The organism is Cupriavidus sp. USMAHM13, assembly GCF_001854285.1.
Lineage (GTDB): Bacteria > Pseudomonadota > Gammaproteobacteria > Burkholderiales > Burkholderiaceae > Cupriavidus > Cupriavidus malaysiensis.
Map to the genome: position 1 here is coordinate 158,940 of NZ_CP017752.1, position 21,120 is coordinate 180,059.

15 protein-coding genes are annotated in these 21,120 nt (G+C 70.5%); 8 read left to right on the plus strand and 7 right to left on the minus strand.

Features of this window, described 5'->3' with window-relative positions:
- Positions 1–59: 59 nt before the first annotated feature.
- From BKK81_RS19150 to BKK81_RS19160, 3 genes are all read right to left on the minus strand, one after another.
- A complete protein-coding gene (locus BKK81_RS19150) occupies positions 60–1,616 on the minus strand; it encodes a ShlB/FhaC/HecB family hemolysin secretion/activation protein (RefSeq protein ID WP_083384707.1) in 1,557 nt (518 codons plus the stop codon).
- A gap of 901 nt (positions 1,617–2,517) precedes the next feature.
- Positions 2,518–3,774, minus strand: coding sequence for an MFS transporter (locus tag BKK81_RS19155; RefSeq protein ID WP_083384257.1), 1,257 nt, complete (start codon positions 3,772–3,774; stop codon positions 2,518–2,520).
- 182 nt (positions 3,775–3,956) lie between these two features.
- A complete protein-coding gene (locus BKK81_RS19160; protein ID WP_071016829.1) occupies positions 3,957–5,003 on the minus strand; it encodes an aldo/keto reductase in 1,047 nt (348 codons plus the stop codon).
- A gap of 433 nt (positions 5,004–5,436) precedes the next feature.
- Here BKK81_RS19160 and BKK81_RS19165 point away from each other — a divergent pair, with 433 nt between their 5' ends.
- Together BKK81_RS19165 and BKK81_RS19170 are read left to right on the plus strand one after the other, a co-directional pair.
- Positions 5,437–6,471, plus strand: coding sequence for an AraC family transcriptional regulator (locus BKK81_RS19165; protein WP_083384258.1), 1,035 nt, complete (start codon positions 5,437–5,439; stop codon positions 6,469–6,471).
- Positions 6,472–6,582: 111 nt separating this feature from the next.
- Positions 6,583–7,005, plus strand: a complete 423-nt coding sequence (locus BKK81_RS19170) for a hotdog fold thioesterase (RefSeq protein WP_071016831.1) — start codon at positions 6,583–6,585, stop codon at positions 7,003–7,005.
- A gap of 78 nt (positions 7,006–7,083) precedes the next feature.
- On the opposite strand, the gene BKK81_RS19175 is transcribed toward BKK81_RS19170, so the two are convergent.
- Positions 7,084–7,992, minus strand: coding sequence for a LysR substrate-binding domain-containing protein (locus BKK81_RS19175; RefSeq protein ID WP_071016833.1), 909 nt, complete (start codon positions 7,990–7,992; stop codon positions 7,084–7,086).
- A gap of 260 nt (positions 7,993–8,252) precedes the next feature.
- Between BKK81_RS19175 and BKK81_RS19180 the strand changes: the two genes are divergently transcribed.
- Positions 8,253–9,347 (plus strand): M14 family metallopeptidase, encoded by a 1,095-nt coding sequence (locus BKK81_RS19180; RefSeq protein ID WP_071016835.1) that lies wholly within the window; start codon positions 8,253–8,255, stop codon positions 9,345–9,347.
- A 230-nt stretch (positions 9,348–9,577) separates the two neighbouring features.
- Here the strand turns inward: BKK81_RS19180 and BKK81_RS19185 are convergent, their stop codons facing one another.
- Together BKK81_RS19185 and BKK81_RS19190 are read right to left on the minus strand one after the other, a co-directional pair.
- A complete protein-coding gene (locus BKK81_RS19185) occupies positions 9,578–10,411 on the minus strand; it encodes an AraC family transcriptional regulator (RefSeq protein ID WP_071016837.1) in 834 nt (277 codons plus the stop codon).
- A 400-nt stretch (positions 10,412–10,811) separates the two neighbouring features.
- Positions 10,812–11,432: a DUF938 domain-containing protein gene (locus BKK81_RS19190; protein ID WP_071016839.1), complete on the minus strand. Its 621-nt coding sequence runs from the start codon at positions 11,430–11,432 to the stop codon at positions 10,812–10,814.
- Positions 11,433–11,693: 261 nt separating this feature from the next.
- Here BKK81_RS19190 and BKK81_RS19195 point away from each other — a divergent pair, with 261 nt between their 5' ends.
- The 3 genes from BKK81_RS19195 to BKK81_RS19205 all read left to right on the plus strand — a co-directional run bounded on the left by BKK81_RS19195 (position 11,694) and on the right by BKK81_RS19205 (position 16,565).
- The gene (locus tag BKK81_RS19195; RefSeq protein WP_071016840.1) at positions 11,694–13,343 is read left to right on the plus strand and encodes an acyl-CoA synthetase; all 1,650 of its coding nucleotides are present in this window, start codon (positions 11,694–11,696) and stop codon (positions 13,341–13,343) included.
- Positions 13,344–13,954: 611 nt separating this feature from the next.
- Positions 13,955–15,076: a porin gene (locus BKK81_RS19200; protein ID WP_071016842.1), complete on the plus strand. Its 1,122-nt coding sequence runs from the start codon at positions 13,955–13,957 to the stop codon at positions 15,074–15,076.
- Positions 15,077–15,626: 550 nt separating this feature from the next.
- On the plus strand, positions 15,627–16,565 hold the full coding sequence (locus BKK81_RS19205; protein WP_083384709.1) for an AraC family transcriptional regulator: 939 nt from the start codon (positions 15,627–15,629) through the stop codon (positions 16,563–16,565).
- Positions 16,566–16,658: 93 nt separating this feature from the next.
- Here BKK81_RS19205 and BKK81_RS19210 read toward each other — a convergent pair whose 3' ends face one another.
- Positions 16,659–18,278 carry a 3-(methylthio)propionyl-CoA ligase gene (locus tag BKK81_RS19210; RefSeq protein WP_071016844.1) on the minus strand — a complete coding sequence of 540 codons (1,620 nt, stop codon included), beginning with the start codon at positions 18,276–18,278 and terminating at the stop codon, positions 16,659–16,661.
- A 341-nt stretch (positions 18,279–18,619) separates the two neighbouring features.
- Here BKK81_RS19210 and BKK81_RS19215 point away from each other — a divergent pair, with 341 nt between their 5' ends.
- A complete protein-coding gene (locus tag BKK81_RS19215; RefSeq protein WP_071016846.1) occupies positions 18,620–20,404 on the plus strand; it encodes an acyl-CoA dehydrogenase in 1,785 nt (594 codons plus the stop codon).
- Between the two features lie 235 nt (positions 20,405–20,639).
- On the plus strand, positions 20,640–21,083 hold the full coding sequence (locus tag BKK81_RS19220; RefSeq protein WP_231908172.1) for a hypothetical protein: 444 nt from the start codon (positions 20,640–20,642) through the stop codon (positions 21,081–21,083).
- The last annotated feature ends 37 nt before the right edge of the window (positions 21,084–21,120 follow it).

The window sequence follows — 21,120 nt, forward strand, 5'->3', positions numbered from 1 at the left end:
CTTCTTGTCATTCACGTCAGTAGGAATCCCGTCCACAGGACGAGGTACGACAGAGCGCCTCAGAAGTACTGAGTCGCCTGAAGCCATACGCTGGGCGCGCGCGCCGGCGAGCCCGCAGCCGAACTGAGCGGCCAGGCCGCGGTCAGGGTGGCCTGCCGCTTGCCGTCGCTCCAGCCGGCGCCGACGCCGGCCGCCTGCAGCTGCTGGGTGTTGCGCTCGCGCGTCCACGGATGCTTGTTGAACTGCACCTGGCCGGCGTCGACGAAGGCACTGAGCTGCCAGCGCGGCGCGGGCAGGTAGCGCAGCTCGGCGCTCGCCTGCCAGCCCTGGTCGCCGCTGCCGGCGCCTAGCGCGTAGGCGCGCACGCCGTAAGGGCCGCCCAGGCTGAATTTCTCCGAGCCGTCGAGGTTGCGCGAGGCAAGTTGTCCGCTGAACTGCGTGTAGAGCTGGAAGCGGCGGCCGAGCGCCTGCAGGCGCAGCGCGCTCACGTTCAGCTTGGTGAAGCTGCCCATGGCCTTGGTGTACCGGTCCGAGCCGAGTGCATCATTGCCACGCAACCGGCCGAGGCCCAGCGTCATGGACAGCGCGCTGCGGCCGCCGCCGAACCAGCCGTCCTCGCCATTGCCGCTGACAGAGACGCTCCACAGGCCGACGTTCTTGTCGTTGCGCACGTCGAACTGGCCGTAGGTATCCTTCAGGTCCTTGTTGTCGTACTGGACCTGCGCCGTGACGTTCAGATTGCGGCTGCGCAGCAGCGGCTGCGCGACGAAGGCGCTCTGCACGCTCGCGCTGCCGCGGTAGTCGAGCTCCGCGAAGCTGCCGGTGAGGTGGTAGCGCATCTCCGAATAGGCCACGCCGACGCGCGTCGACACCGGTCCCAGCGGCAACTGGTAGGCCGCGCGGTAGTAGCTCTGCCGCTCGTCGCTGGCGAGGCCGCGCAGGCTCAGCTGGTCGCCCAGCCCCAGCGGCGAATTGAGGTTGACGCTGCCGCTGAAGCGATAGCGGCCCGACGACGTGTCGCCGAAGTTGTCGAAGTCGAGCGATCCGGTAACGAGGGGCCCGCCTTCGACATCGACCACCAGGTCGGTCGTGCCGGGCTCGATGCCCGCGCGCAGCGTGCCGCGCGCGGTGGCGCCGGCCAGGTCGTCGAGCAACTGCAGGGTGCGCTCGAGGTCGGCGCCGCGCACCACTGCTCCCGGCCGGAGGGCGGAGAGCGGCTGCTGCAGCGCGCCGTCGCTGACGCGCGAGCGGTTGTTCAGCACGATGCGGCCGTAGCGCCCCTCCACCACCGCGATACGCACGACACCACCGTCGATCTCCTGGTGGGGCAGGTAGGCGCGGGCCAGCACGTAGCCACGCTCGCGGTAGTAGGCGGTGATCCGTGCGGCGGCCTGCTGCAGGTCGGCGAAGCCCAGCTCGCGGCCGGCGAGGTCCGCCAGCTGCGGCAGCAGCTCATCGGCATGGAACACCTGGTTGCCTTCGAGGGTGAATGCCTGCACGAACATGCGCGGCCCGCTGTCCGGCGTGACATCCGCATCGGGCTGGGGGGTTGTGATCTTGATCTCGGGCACCGGCGCGGCCGGCAGGACTGGCCGAGCGGTTTCGATGTCACGCATCGCCTGCCCGGCGTTCGGCACCTGGGCGTGCGCCGGCAAGGGAAGCAGCAGCGCCACGCCGGCCCGCCAAAGCAGCGACAGGCCCGGCGGACGCGCGGCACGCGCGGGGGGGCGCAAAGGCGTGTAGCCACGCAGGCTCACGCGGAATGAGATGGTGCCGACGGCACCGCTGACAGCGGGATGCGGAACGGCGAGTTCGCGTTCGAAGTGTTCAGGAAACACCGGAATCATCCCTGCCGTGAGGCGGTACGCGCGGCCGCTCGAGAGTGAAGAATGCGACCATCTGGAATCGCTGGCGATGCCCGCCAGTGCTGCTATGTGGGTACGGTGGATCGGCCCGACGGGCCGGAAAAGGCGGTGGAATTTCTGGGGACAATGGTCAGCGATGGCCTCCGGGCGCGTCCATCAGGACATTCTGAAAATCACTCGGAAGAAATTCGCCTCCTTCGGACATTGCCTTGTACGGCTGGCACCGGCTCGCCCGACGCAGCGCCGGCATCGGCGGCCGGCCGCTGGATCATGGAGATCGGGGATGAGGGAGAGGCGGTCGATGCGATGCGGGGCGGCGCCGGGCATCGCGCGCATGGGCCGCCATGGCGGCACGCCGGTGCGCCTCGGCAACGGCTCGGCGTGCCCGCATGAGGTCGCGGGCACCGGGCGGTCTCAGTGATTCAGGGGCTCAGGGGCTCTGGGGTTCAGAGGGCCGGCGCGGCACGCGGCGTGCTGCCGCTGCATGCGCGAGACTGTGCGCGAGACTGTGCGCGACACTGTGCTCGGCGGCCCGGGCGGGGCGGTCGAGGGCCGCCCGTGCGATGCGGATGTTTGCGGGTTCCCACCCGCAGCAAAGAGAAGGAGAAGGCGGTGAAGCGTGACGCTCTGGACAAGCGCTTCGCTGCCGCGCTCAGCGGGCCGTGTCGCCTGCCGCCGGCACGGCGCGTCGGCCCTTGCGCGCCAGCGCCGCGGAAGCCGCCCACAGCGCAAAGCCACCCAGGGCCAGCAGGCTGCCGACCCAGCCCGGCGAGGTCCAGCCATGCCCGGCCGCAATGGCCAGGCCGCCGAGGAAGGGCCCGAGCGCATTGGCCATGTTGAAGGCGGAGTGGTTCAGCGCCGCCGCCAGGCTCTGCGCGTCTTCGGCCACGTCCATCAGGCGTGTCTGCAGCACCGTGGCCAGCGAGCCGCCGAGGCCGATCAGGAAGACACTCAGCGAGATGGCCCAGACGTTGCCGGCCATCAGCGGGAACAGGGCCAGCATGGCGGCGCTCCACAGCAGCAGCACACCGGCGGTGCGCATCAGCGCGCGGTCGGCGAACAGCGGCACCACCATATTGCCGGCGGTCAGCCCCAGGCCGAACACGCTCAGCACCAGCGGCGCCGTGCTCGCCGAGACGTGCGTCACTTGGGCCAGGATGTCGGCCAGGTAGGTGTAGACCGCGAACAGGCCGCCGAAGCCGACGGCGCCGATGCCCAGCGTCAGCCACACCTGCAGGCGTGTCAGCGCGCCCAGCTCGCGCAGCGGGCTCGCGGACGGATCTGCCGGCGTGCTGGGCGCGAACAGCCGCACGCAGGTCATGGTCAGCACGCCCAGCGCGGCCACCAGGCCGAAGCTCCAGCGCCAGCCGACCGCCTGGCCCAGCCAGTTGGCCAGCGGCACGCCGATCACGGTGGCGCAGGTGAGGCCGAGGAAGATGCGCCCCACCACCAGCGTGCGCCGGTGGGCCGGCACCAGCGAGGCCGCCGTCAAGGCGGCGATGCCGAAGTAGGCGCCGTGCGGCAGGCCGCTCAGGAAGCGGAACAGCAGCATCCAGTGGTAGTCCGGGGCGACGGCGCTCAAGGCGTTGCCGACGCTGAACATGGCCATCAGCAGGATCAGCTGGGTGCGGCGGGCGAGCCGCGCGCCCAGCACCGCCATCACGGGCGCGCCCACCACCACGCCCAGCGCGTAGGCGCTGATGACGTGGCCGGCCGTCGGCGCGTCGATGCCCAGGCTCTGCGCGAAGGCAGGCAGCAGGCTCATGGTGGCGAACTCGGTGGTGCCGATGGCGAAGCCGCCCACGGCCAGCGCGAACAGCACCAGGCCGACCCGCTGCGGCGGCGCGCGGTCCGTGGCGCCTTCGGGTCGGACATCGGCGGGGGTGCGGGCTGGTGCGGGGGGCTGCATCGGGGGTGGGCCTTGTGGAAAACGCAATGTGGCGGGCCCGCCGGTCAGGCGGCCGCCGGCGGGGCGGCTGCGGACCGGGTCGGCCCGCAGTGCAGGCCGGTCATTATATTGCGATGCAGCAAGCCGTGCAGGCGACGCCACCCGCCGCACCGCCGCACCGCCGCTGCCCGCCGACCGCCGCCTCAGGCCAGGCCGGCCTCGGCCAGCTGCCGGCGCCGCACCTCGCCCTGGCGCCGGAACATCCAACCCGGGTACTCGGACGGCAAGGCGCTGGCCTGGTCCAGCACGGCCAGTTCCTCGGCGCTCAGCGCGATGCCGGTGGCGGCGATGTTGTCCTGCAGCTGCTCCAGGCGCCTGGCGCCGATGATCACGCTGCTGACCACCTTCTGGTGCAGCAGCCATGCCAGCGCCACCTGCGCCACCGAGACGCCGCGCACGCTGGCCATGCCCTGCATGGCATCGATCACGTCATAGGCACGCTCCAGCTCGACCGGCGGGAAGTCGAACACGGTGCGGCGGCTGCCGGCCTCCCCCTTCGCCTGGCGGCCGTACTTGCCGCTCAGCAGGCCGCCGGCCAGCGGGCTCCACACCATCAGCCCCACGCCTTCGCTCTGCAGCATGGGCACCAGCTCGCGCTCGAGGTCGCGCCCGGCCACGGTGTAGTAGGCCTGCAGCGAGGCGAAGCGCGACAGGCCGAGCCGCTCGGCGATGCCCAGCGCCTTCATGATCTGCCAGGCGGCCCAGTTCGACACGCCGATGTAGCGCACGTGCCCCTGCTGCACCAGCGTGTCCAGCGCGCGCAGCGTCTCTTCCACCGGCGTGGCCGGATCGAAGCCATGCACCTGGTACAGGTCGATATGGTCGAGCTGCAGCCGCGACAGGCTGGCCTTGACGCCTTCCATGATGTGGTAGCGCGACAAGCCGCGCGCATTGGGCCCCTTGCCGGTCTCGCCGAACACCTTGGTCGCCACCACCACGTCGTCGCGCCTGACCTTGAGGTTCTTCAGGGCCTGCCCCGTGATGATCTCCGAACGGCCCTCGGAGTAGACATCGGCGGTGTCGATGAAGTTGATGCCGGCCTCCAGCGCGGCCGCCACCAGCCGCTCCGCGTCGGCCTGCTGGACGTCGCCGATCTGGCTCCAGAGCTGCCCTTCCCCGCCGAAGGTCATGGTGCCCAGGCACAGCTCCGAGACGAACAAGCCGGTATTGCCGAGTTTCCTGTAACGCATGGTCGAGACTCCTGGATCGTAGGATTGGCGCCCGGACGAGCTCGCCCGGGCGCAGGACTGGCAGCGTGCCGGCAGGTTCCCGCCGGCCTGTGCCGCGCGTTCCGCGGCCGCTGCATCGCTGGAGGATTATGCAATCCGTCAGCCGATCCGGCGCTGCCGGATTCTCGCGCTTTCCTGCCTATTCCTACGCACCGGGATGAGCGCCGGCGCGAACCTCGCCCGTCATGGGCGGGCGCATGTGCACGGACAGCCATTCCGTTGTGATGTTTCCTCCTGCCCCGCGCTCAGGCGCGCTTCCGGCGCCCGTCGCGCCATACCCGATCCTGCGGGATTCCTGCCTGATTCTCCGATTGTCACCACCCTGTGCCGCCGGAGAAACAGGCAACCGGAAGAACGGAGTAAGCTGGCACCGGTACCGTCCCGCCGCCGCGCCATGACTGCCCTGCCCGACCGCCCCGCCACCGCCTCGATCGCCGAGCCCGCCACTGCGCCGGAGACCCGGCCAGCCCCGCATGAAGCGCACGACGCGCACGACGCGCAAGCCGCGCATGACCCGCTGGCACTGCCGCGCCGCGAGCTGGTCGCACTGCTGGAGCGCCACACCGGCACGCTCGAAGGCACGCGGGAAACCGCCGTGCCGGGACTGCGCATCCATCGCATGCAGCACCCCACCGGGCCCCACCATGCGATCCAGACCGCCGCCTTCGCCGTGATCGCGCAGGGCTCCAAGCGCCTGCTGATCGCCGACGAAGCCTACGAGTACGACCCCATGCACTACCTGGTCTCCTCGGTCGACCTGCCGGTGGTGGCGCAGGTATCCACGGCCAGCGCCTGCGAACCCTACCTGGGACTGCGCCTGGAACTGGACACCGAGGCGATCCGGGCCCTCATCGGCGACGCCAAGCTGCCGCCGCCGGAGCGCAGCGAGCCGGCGCGCGGCATGTACGTGCACCCGCTCGACCCGGCACTGCTCGATGTGGTGCTGCGGCTGCTGCGCCTGCTCGATACCCCGCGCGACATCCCCATCCTGGCGCCGATGATCAAGCGCGAGATCCTCTACCGCCTGCTGATGAACGGCCAGGGCGCGCGGCTGCGCCAGATGGCGCTGCACGACAGCCAGGTCAGCCGCGTGGCCAAGGCCATCCGCCTGCTGCGCGAGCGCTTCGCGCAGCCGTTGCGCGTCGACGAGATCGCGCGCGACGTGCACATGAGCGTCTCTTCGCTGCATTTCCATTTCAAGGAAGTCACCGCCATGAGCCCGCTGCAGTACCAGAAGCACCTGCGCCTGCAGGAAGCGCGCCGCCTGATGCTGACCGGCGACGTGGGCGTGGCGCGCGCCGCGCGCGCGGTGGGCTACGAAAGCGCCTCGCAGTTCAGCCGCGAGTACAGCCGCCTGTTCGGCGCGCCGCCGCTGCGCGACAAGCAGCGCTGGGGGGAAGCCGGCGGCGCCGCGACGCGGCCCGCCTGAGCCGGCCCGGCTACCCCGGCGGCGCCCCTGCAGCGCGCGCGGCCCCCCAGTACAATGGGCCGGCGCCGGCCGCGGCCGGCACATCCCGAGACCATGAGGAAGACAAAGACAATGCTCTGGAAAGCAGCACCGAACCTGGCCGACCTGCAGGCCCTGCACAAGGACACCGCCGTGACACATCTCGGCATCGAGTTTCTCGAGATCGGCGAAGACTCGCTCACCGCCCGCATGCCGGTCGACCGGCGCACCGTGCAGCCCTTCGGCATCCTGCACGGCGGCGCCTCGGTACTGCTGGCGGAAACGCTCGGCAGCTGCGCCGCCAGCCTGTGCCTGGATCCGCAGACGCACTACTGCGTCGGGCTCGACATCAATGCCAACCACCTGCGCTCGGTCACCTCGGGCTACGTGATCGGCAAGGCCACGCCGATCCACGTCGGACGCTCCACCCACGTCTGGTCCATCGATATCCGCAACGAGGAAGGCAAGCCGGTCTGCATCTCGCGCATCACGATGTCGATCCTGGCGCGCGGTTAATTCTCGGTTAGTGCGCAGTTCATGCCGGCCGGAGGGGCAGGACTTCCCCTCCGCGCATCCACGCATCCGCGCCCCGCTTCACCCGGCGCGGAACGACTGCGCCGCCGCCTCCATGCAGGCCAGCAGGCGCGCCGCTGCCGAGGTCAGCGGGCGGTCGCGCCGCACCACGATGCCGGCCTCGATCTCCGGCAGCGCCTCGCGCACGCCGATCGCCACGATCGGCTGCTGGCGCAGTTCCAGCGCGAAGGTCGGCTCGGTCACCAGCGCCACCACGTCGGTGGTCTTCAGCAGGGCCACGGTCGGCGCCAGCGACTGGCATCGCAAGATGCGTTCCGGCGCGGCCAGCCCGTTGTCGGCGAAGAAACGGGCGAAACCGCGGTCGAAATCGTCGCCCGGCTCGCTGGCCAGCAGCCACTCCGCCTCCTGCAGCCTGGCCAGCGTGCGCACGCGCGCCAGCGGATGGCCGCGCCGTGCCGCCACCAGCAGGCGCATCGGCAGCAGGGTGCGGTGCTGCGCATAGTCCGGCCAGCGCATGCCCGGCACGCTGTTGACCACGGCGAAATCCGTCTGGCCGTCGCGCAGGGCCTGCAGCGCCTGGGACAAGGCCGCCTCGCGGAAGCTCACCGTGGTCTTGGCGTCGGCGCGCCGGAACGCCGCGAATGCCTGTGGAATCATCGCGCGCGCCACCGCCGACGACACCGTCGCGGTGACATGGCCGCCGGCGCCGTCGCGCATCGCGATCAGGTCCTCGCGCGCGCGCCGCATGTCTTCCACCAGCAGCCGCGCCCGCACCAGGAAGGCCTCGCCATACTCGGTCAGCCGCACGCCCGACACCGAACGCAGCAGCAGCGGCACGCCCAGGCTCTTTTCCAGTTCGCGCAGGGTGAAGGTGACCGCCGGCTGCGACAGCCCGAGCGCGCGTGCCGCGCCGTGCAGGCTGCCCTGTTCGACGACCGAGAGAAAGACCTGCAGTTGCTGTGGCTTCATCGCTGGCGCTGGCTCGCTGGCTCGCCGGCATCCCGCCTGAGGCGGTCGGAGGGATACGGCAGGCGGTGGGCGGAAGACAGAAGGCAAAGCCGCAGTGTAGGCCATGCCCCGGCGGGTGATAAGAAAACCTGATCGCCTTCCAGAATTCTTGTCTTGTGCAAGCGCCGGTGCCGGTCGATCATTGCCGTCGGCACTCCGGCGCCGCCGCCCTGCCCCTTAGCCCTGCCCCTTCCCCATCACGACACAAGCGAGACAGACCGATGGACGTCGCACGACATTTCGCCGAGACCTATGCCGAGGCCCGCGAGAAATTCACCGCGGCCGCGCGCGCCCGCGGCCTGGAGATCGAACGGGCCATCCACCCCGGGCAAACCGGCCCGGACGGCGAGCCGCTGTCGATCGACAGCGCGCTGTTCGCGCCGGACGGCGCCCGCTCGGTGCTGGTCGTCACCTCGGGCACGCACGGCGTCGAAGGCTTCTGCGGCTCGGGCTGCCAGGTCGGCCTGCTCGGCGATGATCTGCTGTTCACCAAGCTCACCGAGGCGCGCGTGGCGCTGCTGCTGGTGCATGCGGTCAACCCCTACGGCTTTGCCCACCTGCGGCGCGTCAACGAGGACAACGTCGACCTGAACCGCAACAGCGCCAACTTCGCCGCGGCGGCCGCCAGCAACCCGGCCTACCTGGAAGTCGACCCGCTGCTGCTGCCGGCGACCTGGCCTCCCGGCCCGGCCGACCAGGCCGCGCTCAACCAGTTCATCGCCACGCGCGGCATGCAGGCGCTGCGCGACGCCATGACCGGCGGCCAGTACCGCGTGCCCGACGGCATGTTCTACGGCGGCAGCGCGCCCTGCTGGAGCACCCGGCAGATGGGCGAGCTCCTGGCGCGCCACCTGCCGCGCTTCGCCGCGATGGTGTGGATCGACGTCCATACCGGCCTGGGCCCGTACGGCCACGGCGAGAAGATCTTCGTCGGCAGCGACGCCGCCGAGCTGGCACGCGCCAACGCCACCTGGGGCGCCGACGTGCTGCCGATCACGGCGCCGGGCTCGGTTTCGTCGGTGGTGGAAGGGGCGCTGGTGAATCTCGCCTACACGCAGTACCCGGGCATCGAGAAGACCATCATGGCGCTCGAGTTCGGCACCCTCGATTCGATGCAAGTGATGCAGGCCCTGCGCGCGGACCACTGGATGCACCGCCATCCCGACGTGCCGGCCGACACCCGCGCGGAGATCCGCCAAGGCCTGCGCGACGCCTTCTACTGCGACAGCCCCGACTGGAAAGGCCAGGTCTACGGCCAGACCCGCGTGGCGGTGCTGCAGTCGGTGGCGGCGCTGGCGCGCCACGCCCGCGCCTGACACGTTCCGGCCGGGGCGGGCCGCCGGCGCGGGGAAGCGGCGGCCCGCCCCGCCAGGCCGGACCTATCCGTCATCGCCCGTCCGCCGAGGAGGCTCCAGGGCTGTGTGACCGGCGCTGGCTGGCGCCTCCCGGCCCTGTTCGCATTCGTCTTCCTATTCCTCTTCATGGCAACGGGATGCAAACGGGAGGTCCTCTTGCCCCCGCCTGGATCCATCCGGCTGCGCGAAGCCTATCGCAGTGGCAGGCAGATGCGCGTCTGCAATTGGGCGGGCAGTGTGGTACGCGGGTCGTTCAGGTATTGCTCGAACATGGGGAAGTCCGCGGGCTCCATGCCGCTGCGGGGCAGCCATTCGGAGAACATCCAACCGTACGGCTTGTCCATCTCGTTGTACGGTCCGGTGTAGGTCAGCATCGCGCAGCGGATGGCAGGGATCTCGAAGCGTTCCAGTTCGTCGCCCAGGTCTGCGTCGGGCGCGACCGGCATGCCCGCCATCGAACGCAGCTGGCCAGCCGGCACCTGCCCGGGATCGTCGAAATAGACGCCGAAGCCGATGGCATCGGGGCGGGCCAGGCCACGGCCGGCGGCCAGCATGAAGACGCGGGTGAAGACCGGACCGATTTCCTGATAGCTGCCATGGTGCGGCAAGGCGGCCAGCACGGTGCCGGGGAAGGTTTCGATGGTGATGGGGTACATGCCTAGCTCCTCGGGGTTGAAGGGACGGGAGCGGGCCGCGCGGTAACGCCCCGGCGAGATGCCGAAGGTGGCGCCGAACGCGCGGTTGAAGGCGGCGTCCGACGCGTAACCGGCACGCAGCGCGACATCGCGCAATGGCACCCCGGTGCCGCCCAGCACGACCGCCGCACGATGCATGCGGATGCGCTGCACGGTGGCGTTCACCGATTCACCCATCATCGCACGGTAGACGCGGTGAAAGTGATACGGCGACAAGCAGGCGAGGTCGGCCAGCAGATACAGATCCGGGGCGGCGTCGGGGTTGCTTGCCAGCCAGCGCAGGACGGGGTCCATGCGGCGGGCGTATTGGGTGCGGGTCTGGGGTTTCAATTGCGGGCTCCTTATGGAGCAATGTAGCCTTGCTGGATTTGCAGATCTTGCGGTTTTTCGCAGCGGGCTGGCACGAAGAGGGCCAACCCGCCCGGTCCTTGCTGGAGGGCCGCAACCGCGTTCGACGAGCCGGCCAAACGAACCGTTCAGGGCGGCTCTCCAAGGCTCTCCGACAATCCGGCGGCGCCGACGGCGCCACCACGCTCCAGCAAACGGGTCGCCACCGGCAGGCCGGGGCCGCATGATCGAGCGGGCGCGGTGTGGGGGGATGGGCGCATCGCGGTCCCTGGTCCACCGCGTCATTCCAGAGCCCCCGATCGACAGCGCCTCCGGGCTCTTTGCACCCGGCCTGCGAGCGGCATGCACCGCCGCCCGGATGCGCTGTCCCTGACGCAATGGACTAGGCGCGCCGGAACACCAGGCTGAAGTTGTTGGCCGGCATCGCTACCACCTCCTCCAGCAGCAGGCCGGCGCCCTCGCCCAGCGCCACCACCGCCTCCATGTCGCGCACGCCCCAGTCGGGGTCGGCCGCGCGCAGCTGGGCGTCGAAGGCCGCGTTGCTGGGCGCCGTATGCGCGCCGTCGCGGCGGTAGGGGCCGTACAGGTAGAGCACGCCGCCCGGCGCGAGCAGGCGGCCGGCGCCGAGGAAGAGCGCCTGCGTGGAGGCCCAGGGCGAGATGTGGACCATGTTGATGCACACCACCGCCTGCGCCGACTCCACGCCCCAGGGCTGCAGCCGCACGTCCAGCGCCAGCGGCGCGCGCACATTGGCCAGGCCGGCATGCGCCGTCCAGGCGGCGATCGAGTCGCGCGCAGCCTCGTCGGGATCGCTCGGCTGCCAGGTCAGGCCCGGCAGCGCCCCGGCGCAATGCACGGCATGCTGGCCGGTGCCGCTGGCGATCTCCAGCACCAGGCCGGAGGCCGGCAGCACGCGCCGCAGCACCTCCAGGATGGGATCCCGGTTGCGCTCCGCCGCGGGCGCCACGCGGCGTGCGTCGGAAGGGGGCTGGCTGCTGGTCATGGGGAGACTCTCCTCTGGCTGGACATGAAACCCGGCACAGGGGACGGCGGGCCGGGCCGGCGGGGCGCCGGATACCGCATCTTACCGCCGCGCCGCCACGGCCGCCGGCCGGCGCGGAGCGGGAGTGGCAAATCAGGTCGCCACAGCTGGAGCCTTCGGCCATTGCCCCCCATCCGGCGCTAAATCACACTGTCGGCCACCGACAAAGCAGACAAGTCGCCCGCGCCGACCGCGGCCGGGACGACCCCAGTGGAGACCATCATGCGCGACTACGCCGAGGCCATCGCCGGCTTCAATTACCAGGACGCCTTTGCCGAGCGGGTGAGCGGCACGCTCGACGCCATCAATGCCTGCGTCGAATGCTGCAGCCGCCATGCCCTGCCCGGGCGTATCGCGCTGTTCTGGGAAAGCCGCGACGGCAGCAGCGAGAGCTGGACCTTCACCCAGCTCGACCAGCTCTCGGCGCGCTTCGCCAACTTCCTCCAGGAGCAGGGCGTGCAGCCCGGCGACCGCGTGGCAGGCCTGCTGCCGCGCACGCCCGAGCTGCTGGTCACCATCCTCGGCACCTGGCGCGCCGGCGCGGTCTACCAGCCGCTGTTCACCGCCTTCGGGCCCAAGGCCATCGAGCACCGCGTGCAGAGTTCGGGCGCGCGCCTGGTGGTGACCGACGGCGCCAACCGCGCCAAGCTCGACGAGGTCGAGGGCTGCCCCGCCGTGGTGACCGTGGCCGGCGCCAAGGGCCGCGGCCTGGTACGCGGCGACTTCAGCTTCTGGGCCGAGGTCGAGCGCCGTCCCGCCGATTTCGCGCCGGTCATGCGCCGCGGCGACGACCCCTTCCTGATGATGTTCACCTCCGGCACCACCGGCCCGGCCAAGCCGCTGCTGGTGCCGCTCAAGGCCATCGCCGCCTTCGCCGGCTACATGCGCGACGCCGTCGACCTGCGCCCCGAGGACGCCTTCTGGAACCTGGCCGATCCCGGCTGGGCCTACGGCCTGTACTACGCCGTGACCGGGCCGCTGGCGCTGGGCCACCCGACCACCTTCTACGACGGCCCCTTCAGCATCGAAAGCACCTGCCGCGTCATCAACAAGTACGGCATCACCAACCTGGCCGGCTCGCCCACCGCCTACCGCCTGCTGATTGCCGCCGGCGAAGCCGCGGCCGGGCCGCTGCGCGGCAAGCTGCGCGCGGTCAGCAGCGCCGGCGAGCCGCTCAACCCCGAAGTGATCCGCTGGTTCGCCAACGAACTCGGCACCACCATCCACGACCACTACGGCCAGACCGAGCTGGGCATGGTGCTGTGCAACCACCACGCCCTCGGCCACCCCGTGCGCATGGGCGCGGCCGGCTTCGCCAGCCCGGGCCACCGCGTGGTAGTGGTCGACGACGAAGCGCGCGAGCAGGCCCCCGGCCAGCCCGGCACGCTGGCCATCGACATGACGCAGTCGCCCATGTGCTGGTTCGCCGGCTACCACGGCACCCGCACCGGCGCCTTCGTCGGCGACTACTACCTGACCGGCGACACTGCCGAACTCAACGACGACGGCAGCATCAGCTTCATCGGCCGCGCCGACGACGTCATCACCACCTCCGGCTACCGGGTCGGCCCCTTCGACGTGGAAAGCGCGCTGATCGAGCATCCGGCCGTGGTGGAAACCGCCGTGATCGGCAAGCCCGACCCCGAGCGCACCGAGCTGATCAAGGCCTTCGTCGTACTCGACCCCGCGCAGCGCGCCAGCCCCGAGCTGGCCGAGGAACTGCGCCTGCATGTGCGCAATCGCCTGGCAGCCCACGCCTACCCGCGCGAAATCGAATTCGTCGCGGAGCTGCCCAAGACGCCGAGCGGCAAGGTCCAGCGCTTCATCCTGCGCAACCAGGAAGTGGCCAGGCAGCGCGACGCGCAGGGCTGAGGCACAGCCCGATCGTCCGGCAATCGTCCGGCGGCGGGCGCGGCCGCGCCCGTCGTCTCCCTCGCGCCGGGCGCTCTCCCCGCTCCCCGCTCCCCGCTCCCCGCTCTTCCGCTCCCCGCTCTCCCGCCCCGGCGCAAGGCGCTCGCTGAACACCAAGGCGAGCGCCGTCGCCGCGCCCCCTCCGCCGCGCCGCAGCGGCGCGCCTCCGCTCGTGTCGCGCTGGCGGTCCCCGCTCCCTGTTCCCTCCTCCCCGCAAGCCCCCGGGCCACGCCGCCCAAAGAGGAAGAAAGCGAATCCATCCGGCGCAATTAATTCATCCCACGCATAGCGCACAGTCCTTACACTGACGCTCGCACCAAACGGCCACGCAAACCCGGACGCCCCCTCGCTGAACGCGAATCCACCCGGGCCGGGGCCACCCATCCCTTCGGCGTTCCCAGCGCCGTTCCTGAGCCATGAAAGACCACGACAGGGCCACCCTCTGCTCCGTGCCGAACCGCACCCGCTGCGCCTCGGCACAAGCGAGTCCACAAAGCATGCCCTGCGATTTCCACTCCGCACTCCACACACGACGCAGATGAGTTCGCTTTTTCACACCAAGGGAGAGAATCTTGAAACCCGGCATCATTCCGCTGGCAGGCTTGTCCTTGCTGTCCGGCGGCGCACTGGCCCAGTCCAGCGTCACGCTGTACGGCGTCATCGACACGAGTGTCCGCTTTGCCAACCACCAGGCCACCAGCAGCGGTCCCCAGACACTGATCGGCCTGCAGGACGGCGCCTTCAATAACGCGCGCTGGGGCTTGCGCGGCGTGGAGGAACTGGGCGCAGGCAGCAAGGCCCTGTTCACGCTGGAGAGCGGCTTCAGCCCGACCACCGGCCGTTCGTCCCAACAGGGCCAGCTGTTCGGCCGCCAGGCGTGGCTGGGGCTTGCCAACGACACCTGGGGCACGATCAAGCTGGGCCGGCAGATGGGCGCCGCCTATCTGTTCGTCATCGGCGTCGACCCCATCAGCATCGGCAACTACAGCGAGTTGAGCTGGCAGACATCGTTGACGGGCCTGCGCTACGACAACACCGTCGACTACAGCAAGCAGTGGGCCGGACTCGGCGTGGAAGCGCAATACGCCTTCGGCGAGCGTGCCGGCGACATGGCCAGCGGCAGCACCGTGCAACTGGCGCTGACCTATGACACGGACAGCCTGCACAGCGGCGCCGTGGCCCAGCAGTCCAAGGATGCGAACGGCCACGCGATGCGCCTGTGGGTCGCCGGCGCGCGCTACGCCATCGGTCCCTTCACGCTGCACGGCTACTACCTGGACGCCTGGCGCCAGGCCGGCTTCGCCATCGGCGCCAACGGTTCCGGCACGCCGCTGGCCAATACCAGCATCGGCGGCAATGCCAATACCGTGCTCGGCGCCGGGACGCAGACGGCCGAGCGGCGCGACCAATATGCCGCTGCCGGCGTCACCTACCAGGCCACGCGGGCGCTCAAGCTCACCGCCGGGTATATGCGGGACAACGTCTCGGGGGTCCGGCCGGGCGTCGCCGGGCTGGTGCAGACGGTCTATGGCGTGGCGATGTACAGCCTGTCCAAACGCACCGAGGTCTATCTCGAGATGGACTACAGCCGTCTCTCGGGCGGCTCCATCACTGATCCCAACAACCCCTCGGGCTCCTTCGGCGGCACCCGCTGCCGCACGGGGGCGGGGGTGGGCCTGCGCACCCGCTTCTGAAATATCGGCGGGCGGAAGAGGCCGTCAACCGCTCCCGCCCGCCGCGCGCCGGTTCGCCAGCCGTCGCGGCGGCCGTGCTCGAAAAAAAAGCCCGCACGACGCATGACGTGCGGGCTGGAAGCGCCTTGCAGGAGGCACGATGAAGAACGGTGAAGCACGGTGAAAAAAACGAGCCGGCCCACGGGGAGGCCGTCCGGACATGGCCTGGCAGAACCTTGCGGCGCCGCGATGCTGTATCCGAGCCTTCAGCTTACGCCTGCGCCACGCATTCCCCAAGCGAATTAAAAGCATGGATTCCATTCGGATTATTCCCCCATCCAGTGGCCCTTGCGCGCGCCTCGCGCGGCCCCTTGCCGGCCCCGGTACTCCGGCCCGGCGCTGGACATCCGGCGCGCGCCACTGGCAGAATCGCACCCAGCATGCAGCCTGCCGCTGTCCGGATGCGGCCGCCCGCCCCGGCCCCGGCGCTCCCACGCCCTTGAATCCGTTCTCCGCCACCGTTCCCATCTCCCTCGTCAACGGCTTCCTGGCCGGCGCCGACCCTGCGGCCATGCAGCGCATGGCCGGCCGCTCCGGCATCGCCTACGGGCTGCTGAAGACCCCGGGCGCGCGCGTCACCGAGGAGCAGTTCTCCACCTTGTACCGCCTGCTGGCGACCGAACTGGATGACGAGATGCCGGGCATCTTCCGCCGGCCGCTGCGTAACGGGACCTTGAAGTACCTTTGCCTGAGCCTGCTGGATGCCCCGCGGCTGGAGGTGGCGCTGCACCGCTTCGGCCAGTTCTTCCACCTGATCCTGGATGACTTCCGGCTGGAATCACGCCGCGCGGGGGCGCTCGGCCATGTCGAACTGACCGCCGAGCCGTCCGGCCCGGGCGTCAGCGAACTGGGCCGCGAGCTGATGCTGAAGCTGGTGCACGGCGTGGCATCGTGGCTGGTCGGCAAGCGGATCCCGCTGGCCATGGTGGAGTTCGACTTTCCCCGGCCGCCGCGCGCCGACGACTTTCTCTACCTCTTTCCCGGGCCGGTGCAGTTCGGCGGCGGGCACACCCGCCTGAGTTTCGACGCGGCCTACCTCGACCTGCCGATCCGGCGCCGCAAGGCGGACCTGAAGATCTTCCTGGCGCGCGCGCCGGAAGACTGGATCTTCGTCTCCTTCGCCGAGCAGATGATGTGCTACCGGGTGCGCCAGTACCTGGCCGACTGCCTGCCCGCCACGCCCACCATCGAGACCGTGGCGCAGGCGCTGCACTGCTCGGTGCGCACGCTGTACCGCCGGCTGACGGCCGAGGGCACGACCTTCCAGGCGGTCAAGGACGAGATGCGGCGCGACATCGCCATCCAGCGCCTGACGCGCACCACCGATGCCATCGCCGCCATCGCCTACGACATCGGCTTCGACAGCCCGACCGCCTTCCACCGCGCCTTCCGGCACTGGACCGGCAGCACGCCGAAGGCCTACCGCACCATGCCCGAGCGCCTGCACTGAGCGGATCAGCCGGCGGCGCCCTGCCTCACCAGTCCGCTGAATCCTTGAAATGGGAGGTGAAGGACATGGCTGGCACCGACCGATTCCAGGGATTCAGCGGACCAGGTGCTGGCCGAAGCGCTGCCGCAGCACCAGCTTCTGCAGCTTGCCGGTCGCCGTCAGCGGCAGCTCGGGCACGAACACCACGTCGTCCGGCACCCACCATTTCGCCACCTTGCCGGCATAGAAGTCCAGCAGCTCCTTCGCGCTCAGGCTGCTGCCGGCACGGCGCACCGCGATCAGCAGCGGGCGCTCGTCCCACTTCGGATGCGCGGCGGCGATGCAGGCGGCGAGCTCGATCTCGGGATGCGAGAGGGCGATGTTCTCCAGCTCGATCGACGAGATCCATTCCCCGCCCGACTTGATCACGTCCTTGCTGCGGTCGGTGATCTGCATATAGCCGTCGGCGTCGATGGTCGCCACGTCGCCGGTGGCGAACCAGCCGTTCTCCAGCGCGCTGCCTTCAGCGCCGAAGTAGCGCTCCACCACCCAGTGTCCGCGCACCATCAGGTCGCCGGCCGAGCGGCCGTCCCAGGGCAGCTCCTCGCCCGCGGCCCCCACCAGCTTCATGTCGATGCCGGGGATGGCGCGGCCTTGCTTGGCGTCGATGCGCGCGCGCTCCTCGGCCGTCTTCCCCGCGTAGCCGTGCGACGGCGTGCAGACCGTCCCCACCGGGGACAACTCCGTCATGCCCCAGGCATGGACCGCCCGGATGCCCAGGCCGCCCAGGGCTTCGGCCAGCTGCGGCGGACAGGCGGCACCGCCGACGATCACGCGCGCCAGCGTGGCACAGCGCTCGCCGCTGCGGCGCATGTGGTCGACCATGCCGAGCCAGACGGTCGGCACGCCGGCCGACACCGTCACCCCTTCCTGCGTGAACAGTTCAGTGAGCGAGGCGCCGTCGAGCCGGGGCCCCGGCATCACCAGCTTCGCGCCCACCAGGGCGGCGGAGAACGGCAGGCCCCAGGCGCTCACATGGAACATCGGCACCACCGGCGCGACGGTGTCGGCGGCATGCAGGTCGAGCGCGTCCGGCAGGGCCGAGGCATACGCCATCAGGTAGGTCGAGCGATGGGAATACAGCACGCCCTTCGGGTTGCCGGTGGTGCCCGAGGTGTAGCACAGCAGCGCCGCCTGCCGCTCGTCCAGCTCGGGCCAGGCGAAGGACTGCGGCTGGCCGTCGAGCAGCGCCTCGTAGCTTTCGAGCGGCACCGGAAAATCGTCCGGCAGCGCCGACGCATCGCCCAGCAGGATCCACCGCTCGACGTGCGGGCATTGCGGCGCGATCTGCGCGACCAGCGGCAGGAAGGTCGCATCGAAGCAGAGGAAGCGGTCCCGCGCGTGGTTGATGATGTAGCTCACCTGCTCGGGGAACAGGCGCGGGTTGATGGTGTGGCAGACGGCGCCGATGCCGGCCGTGGCGTAGTAGATCTCCATGTGCCGGTAGCCGTTCCACGCCAGCGTGCCGATGCGGTCGCCGGGCGCGATGCCCGCGGCGGTAAGCGCGTTGGCAAGCTGCATCGTGCGCCGGTGGCAGTCGGCGTAGGTGTAGCGATGGATGTCGCCCTCGACCCGGCGCGAGACGATCTCGACGCGGCCGGCATGCCGCGCCGCCTGCTCCAGCAGCGACGGCAACAGTAGTGGCGCATACATCATCTGGCCGAAATGGTCCATGGGCGGGTCTCCTGGGAATATAGTGGGCGGAAGAGTGCGGGCATGGCCCGGAGCGGGCCGGGATGCCGGCAGTCCGGCGGGCTGGCTTGCAATGGCCCGCGGTGGCCTGTGGCGGCCATTCTAGGGACAAGCCCGCGCGCGGGCATTGACAGGACCGGCCGAATTTCTGACAAATCCTGCCAACCGCCGCGCCTGCCCCGCCACGGCGCAATTCGGCAGGTTTTGTCAATGAATGGGCAGTTTTTGTTAGCCTGTACAGGTGCCCCGGAGCTACGATCACGCCTCTGAGCAGCCATGTGGGCAAGGCCGCTGGCTGGATACAACCCGACAGGAGACACGCGATGACCTACCGCGCACCGATCAAGGACATGCTCTTCGTGATGAACGAGCTGGCCGGCCTGGAGGCCGTCAGCCAGCTGCCGGGCTACGAAGAGGCGACCCCGGAGACGGCGCAGGCCGTGCTGGAAGAGGCGGCCAAGTTCAACGAGCAGGTGGTGGCGCCGCTGAACCGCGCCGGCGACCTCGATCCCAGCCGCTGGCAGGATGGCGCCGTGACCACCACGCCTGGCTTCAAGGCGGCCTTCCGCCAGTTCGCCGAGGGCGGCTGGCAGGGCGTGCTGCACCCGGCCGAGTACGGCGGCCAGGGCCTGCCCAAGCTGATCGCCACCGCCTGCAACGAAATGCTCAACAGCGCCAACCTGTCGTTCGCGCTGTGCCCGCTGCTCACCGACGGCGCCATCGAGGCGCTGCTGACGGCCGGCAGCGAGGCGCAGAAGGCGCTGTTCCTGCCCAAGCTGATCGCCGGCGAGTGGACCGGCACCATGAACCTGACCGAGCCGCAGGCCGGCTCCGACCTGGCAATGGTGCGCACGCGCGCCGAGCCGCAGGGCGACGGCACCTACAAGGTGTTCGGCACCAAGATCTTCATCACCTACGGCGAGCACGACATGGCGGACAACATCGTCCACCTGGTGCTGGCACGCACGCCGGACGCGCCCGAGGGTGTCAAGGGCATCTCGCTGTTCATCGTGCCCAAGTTCCTGGTCAACGCCGACGGCTCGCCGGGCGCGCGCAACGACGTGCACTGCGTATCGATCGAGCACAAGCTGGGCATCAAGGCCAGCCCGACGGCGGTGCTGCAGTTCGGCGACCACGGCGGCGCCATCGGCACGCTGGTGGGCGAGGAGAACCGCGGCCTGGAGTACATGTTCATCATGATGAACTCGGCGCGCTTCTCGGTGGGCATGCAGGGCGTGGCGGTCTCGGAGCGCGCCTACCAGCAGGCGGTGGCCTATGCGCGCGAACGCGTGCAGAGCCGCCCCGTCGACGGTTCGGCGCGCGAGGCGGTGGCCATCATCCACCACCCGGACGTCAAGCGCATGCTGATGACCATGCGCGCGCTCACCGAAGGCGCGCGGGCGCTGGCCTACGTGGCGGCGGCGGCCTCGGACGCGGCGCACCAGCATGCGGATGCCGCGGCGCGCGCCGAGAACCAGGCCTTCTACGAATTCCTGGTGCCGGTGGTCAAGGGCTGGAGCACCGAGCTGTCGATCGACGTGACCAGCCTGGGCGTGCAGGTGCACGGCGGCATGGGCTTCATCGAGGAGACGGGTGCGGCGCAGCACTATCGCGACGCGCGCATCCTGCCGATCTACGAAGGCACCACCGCGATCCAGGCCAATGACCTGGTGGGGCGCAAGACGGTGCGCGACGGCGGCGCCGTGCTGCGCGCGATCTGCGCGCGCATCGCGCAGACCGAGCAGGCGCTGGGCGCGCACGGCGGCGCGGCCTTCGTGGCGGTGCAGGCGCAGCTGGCCAAGGGCCGCGCGGCACTGGAGGCAGTGGGCGAGTTCGTGGTGTCGCAGGCCAAGGCGGACCCGAACGCGGTGTTCGCCGGCAGCGTGCCCTACCTGAAGCTGTGCGGCATCGTGTTCTCGGGCTGGCAGCTGGCGCGCGCGATGCTGGCGGCCGACGCCCGGCGCGCCGAGGACCCGGCCTTCCACTCGGCCAAGATCGCCACCGCGCACTTCTTCGCCGAGCACGTGCTGTCGCAGGCCGGCGGGCTGCGCGACGCCATCACCGCGGGCGGCGCGGCGGCCACGGCGCTGGACGAAGCGCAGTTCTGAGCGGGCGCGTGGGCGCCGCCTGGCCGGAGCCGGCCGGCGGCGGTCCAAACGCGCCGGCAGGCAGGCGCAAAGGCAAAGACAAACACAAACGGGCGCTTCCTGGCGGAAGCGCCCGTTTTATTTGCACGGCAGCGCCCGCCGCCACGTGGCGGCCTGTCCTGGACCGCCCTGACCGCGCTCCCGCCATCTGCCATACTGTGCGCTCCGGCCACCCGGCCCCGCACGACGACCAGGCATGAGCGAGCGCGACCACCACCCGCAAGCCCCGCGCGACTACGACGAGCCGAGCCCCGCGGCCGCCGGCGGCCTGCCGCTGCCGGTGCTGCTGAACCGCGCCGCCGTGGCCGTGCTGGCCATCGGCCTGCTGGCTTCGGTGGCCATCTTCATGACCGCCGGCCCGGACCAGGCCGGCCTGCTGGACGACGACGCGGCGCGCCGCCAGTACGAATTCGAGCTGGAAAAGATCGGCGGCAAGGCCGCCGTGCTGGCGGCGGACTTCGCCAACTGGTTCGGCAGCCTGTGGCATGGCCGCACGCTGGCCTTCACCGTGGCCATCCTGAGCGTGCTGATCGCCGGCGCCTGCGCCTGGGTGGCCAGGGAGATCGCGCTGCACGCCAGCCACGAGGCCGCGCACGGCGAAGACAGCCGGCCGCAGCAGCCGCCGCGCCGCGACGGCTGAGGCGCGGCGCCGCCCGCGCCCGTCACCGGATCACCGG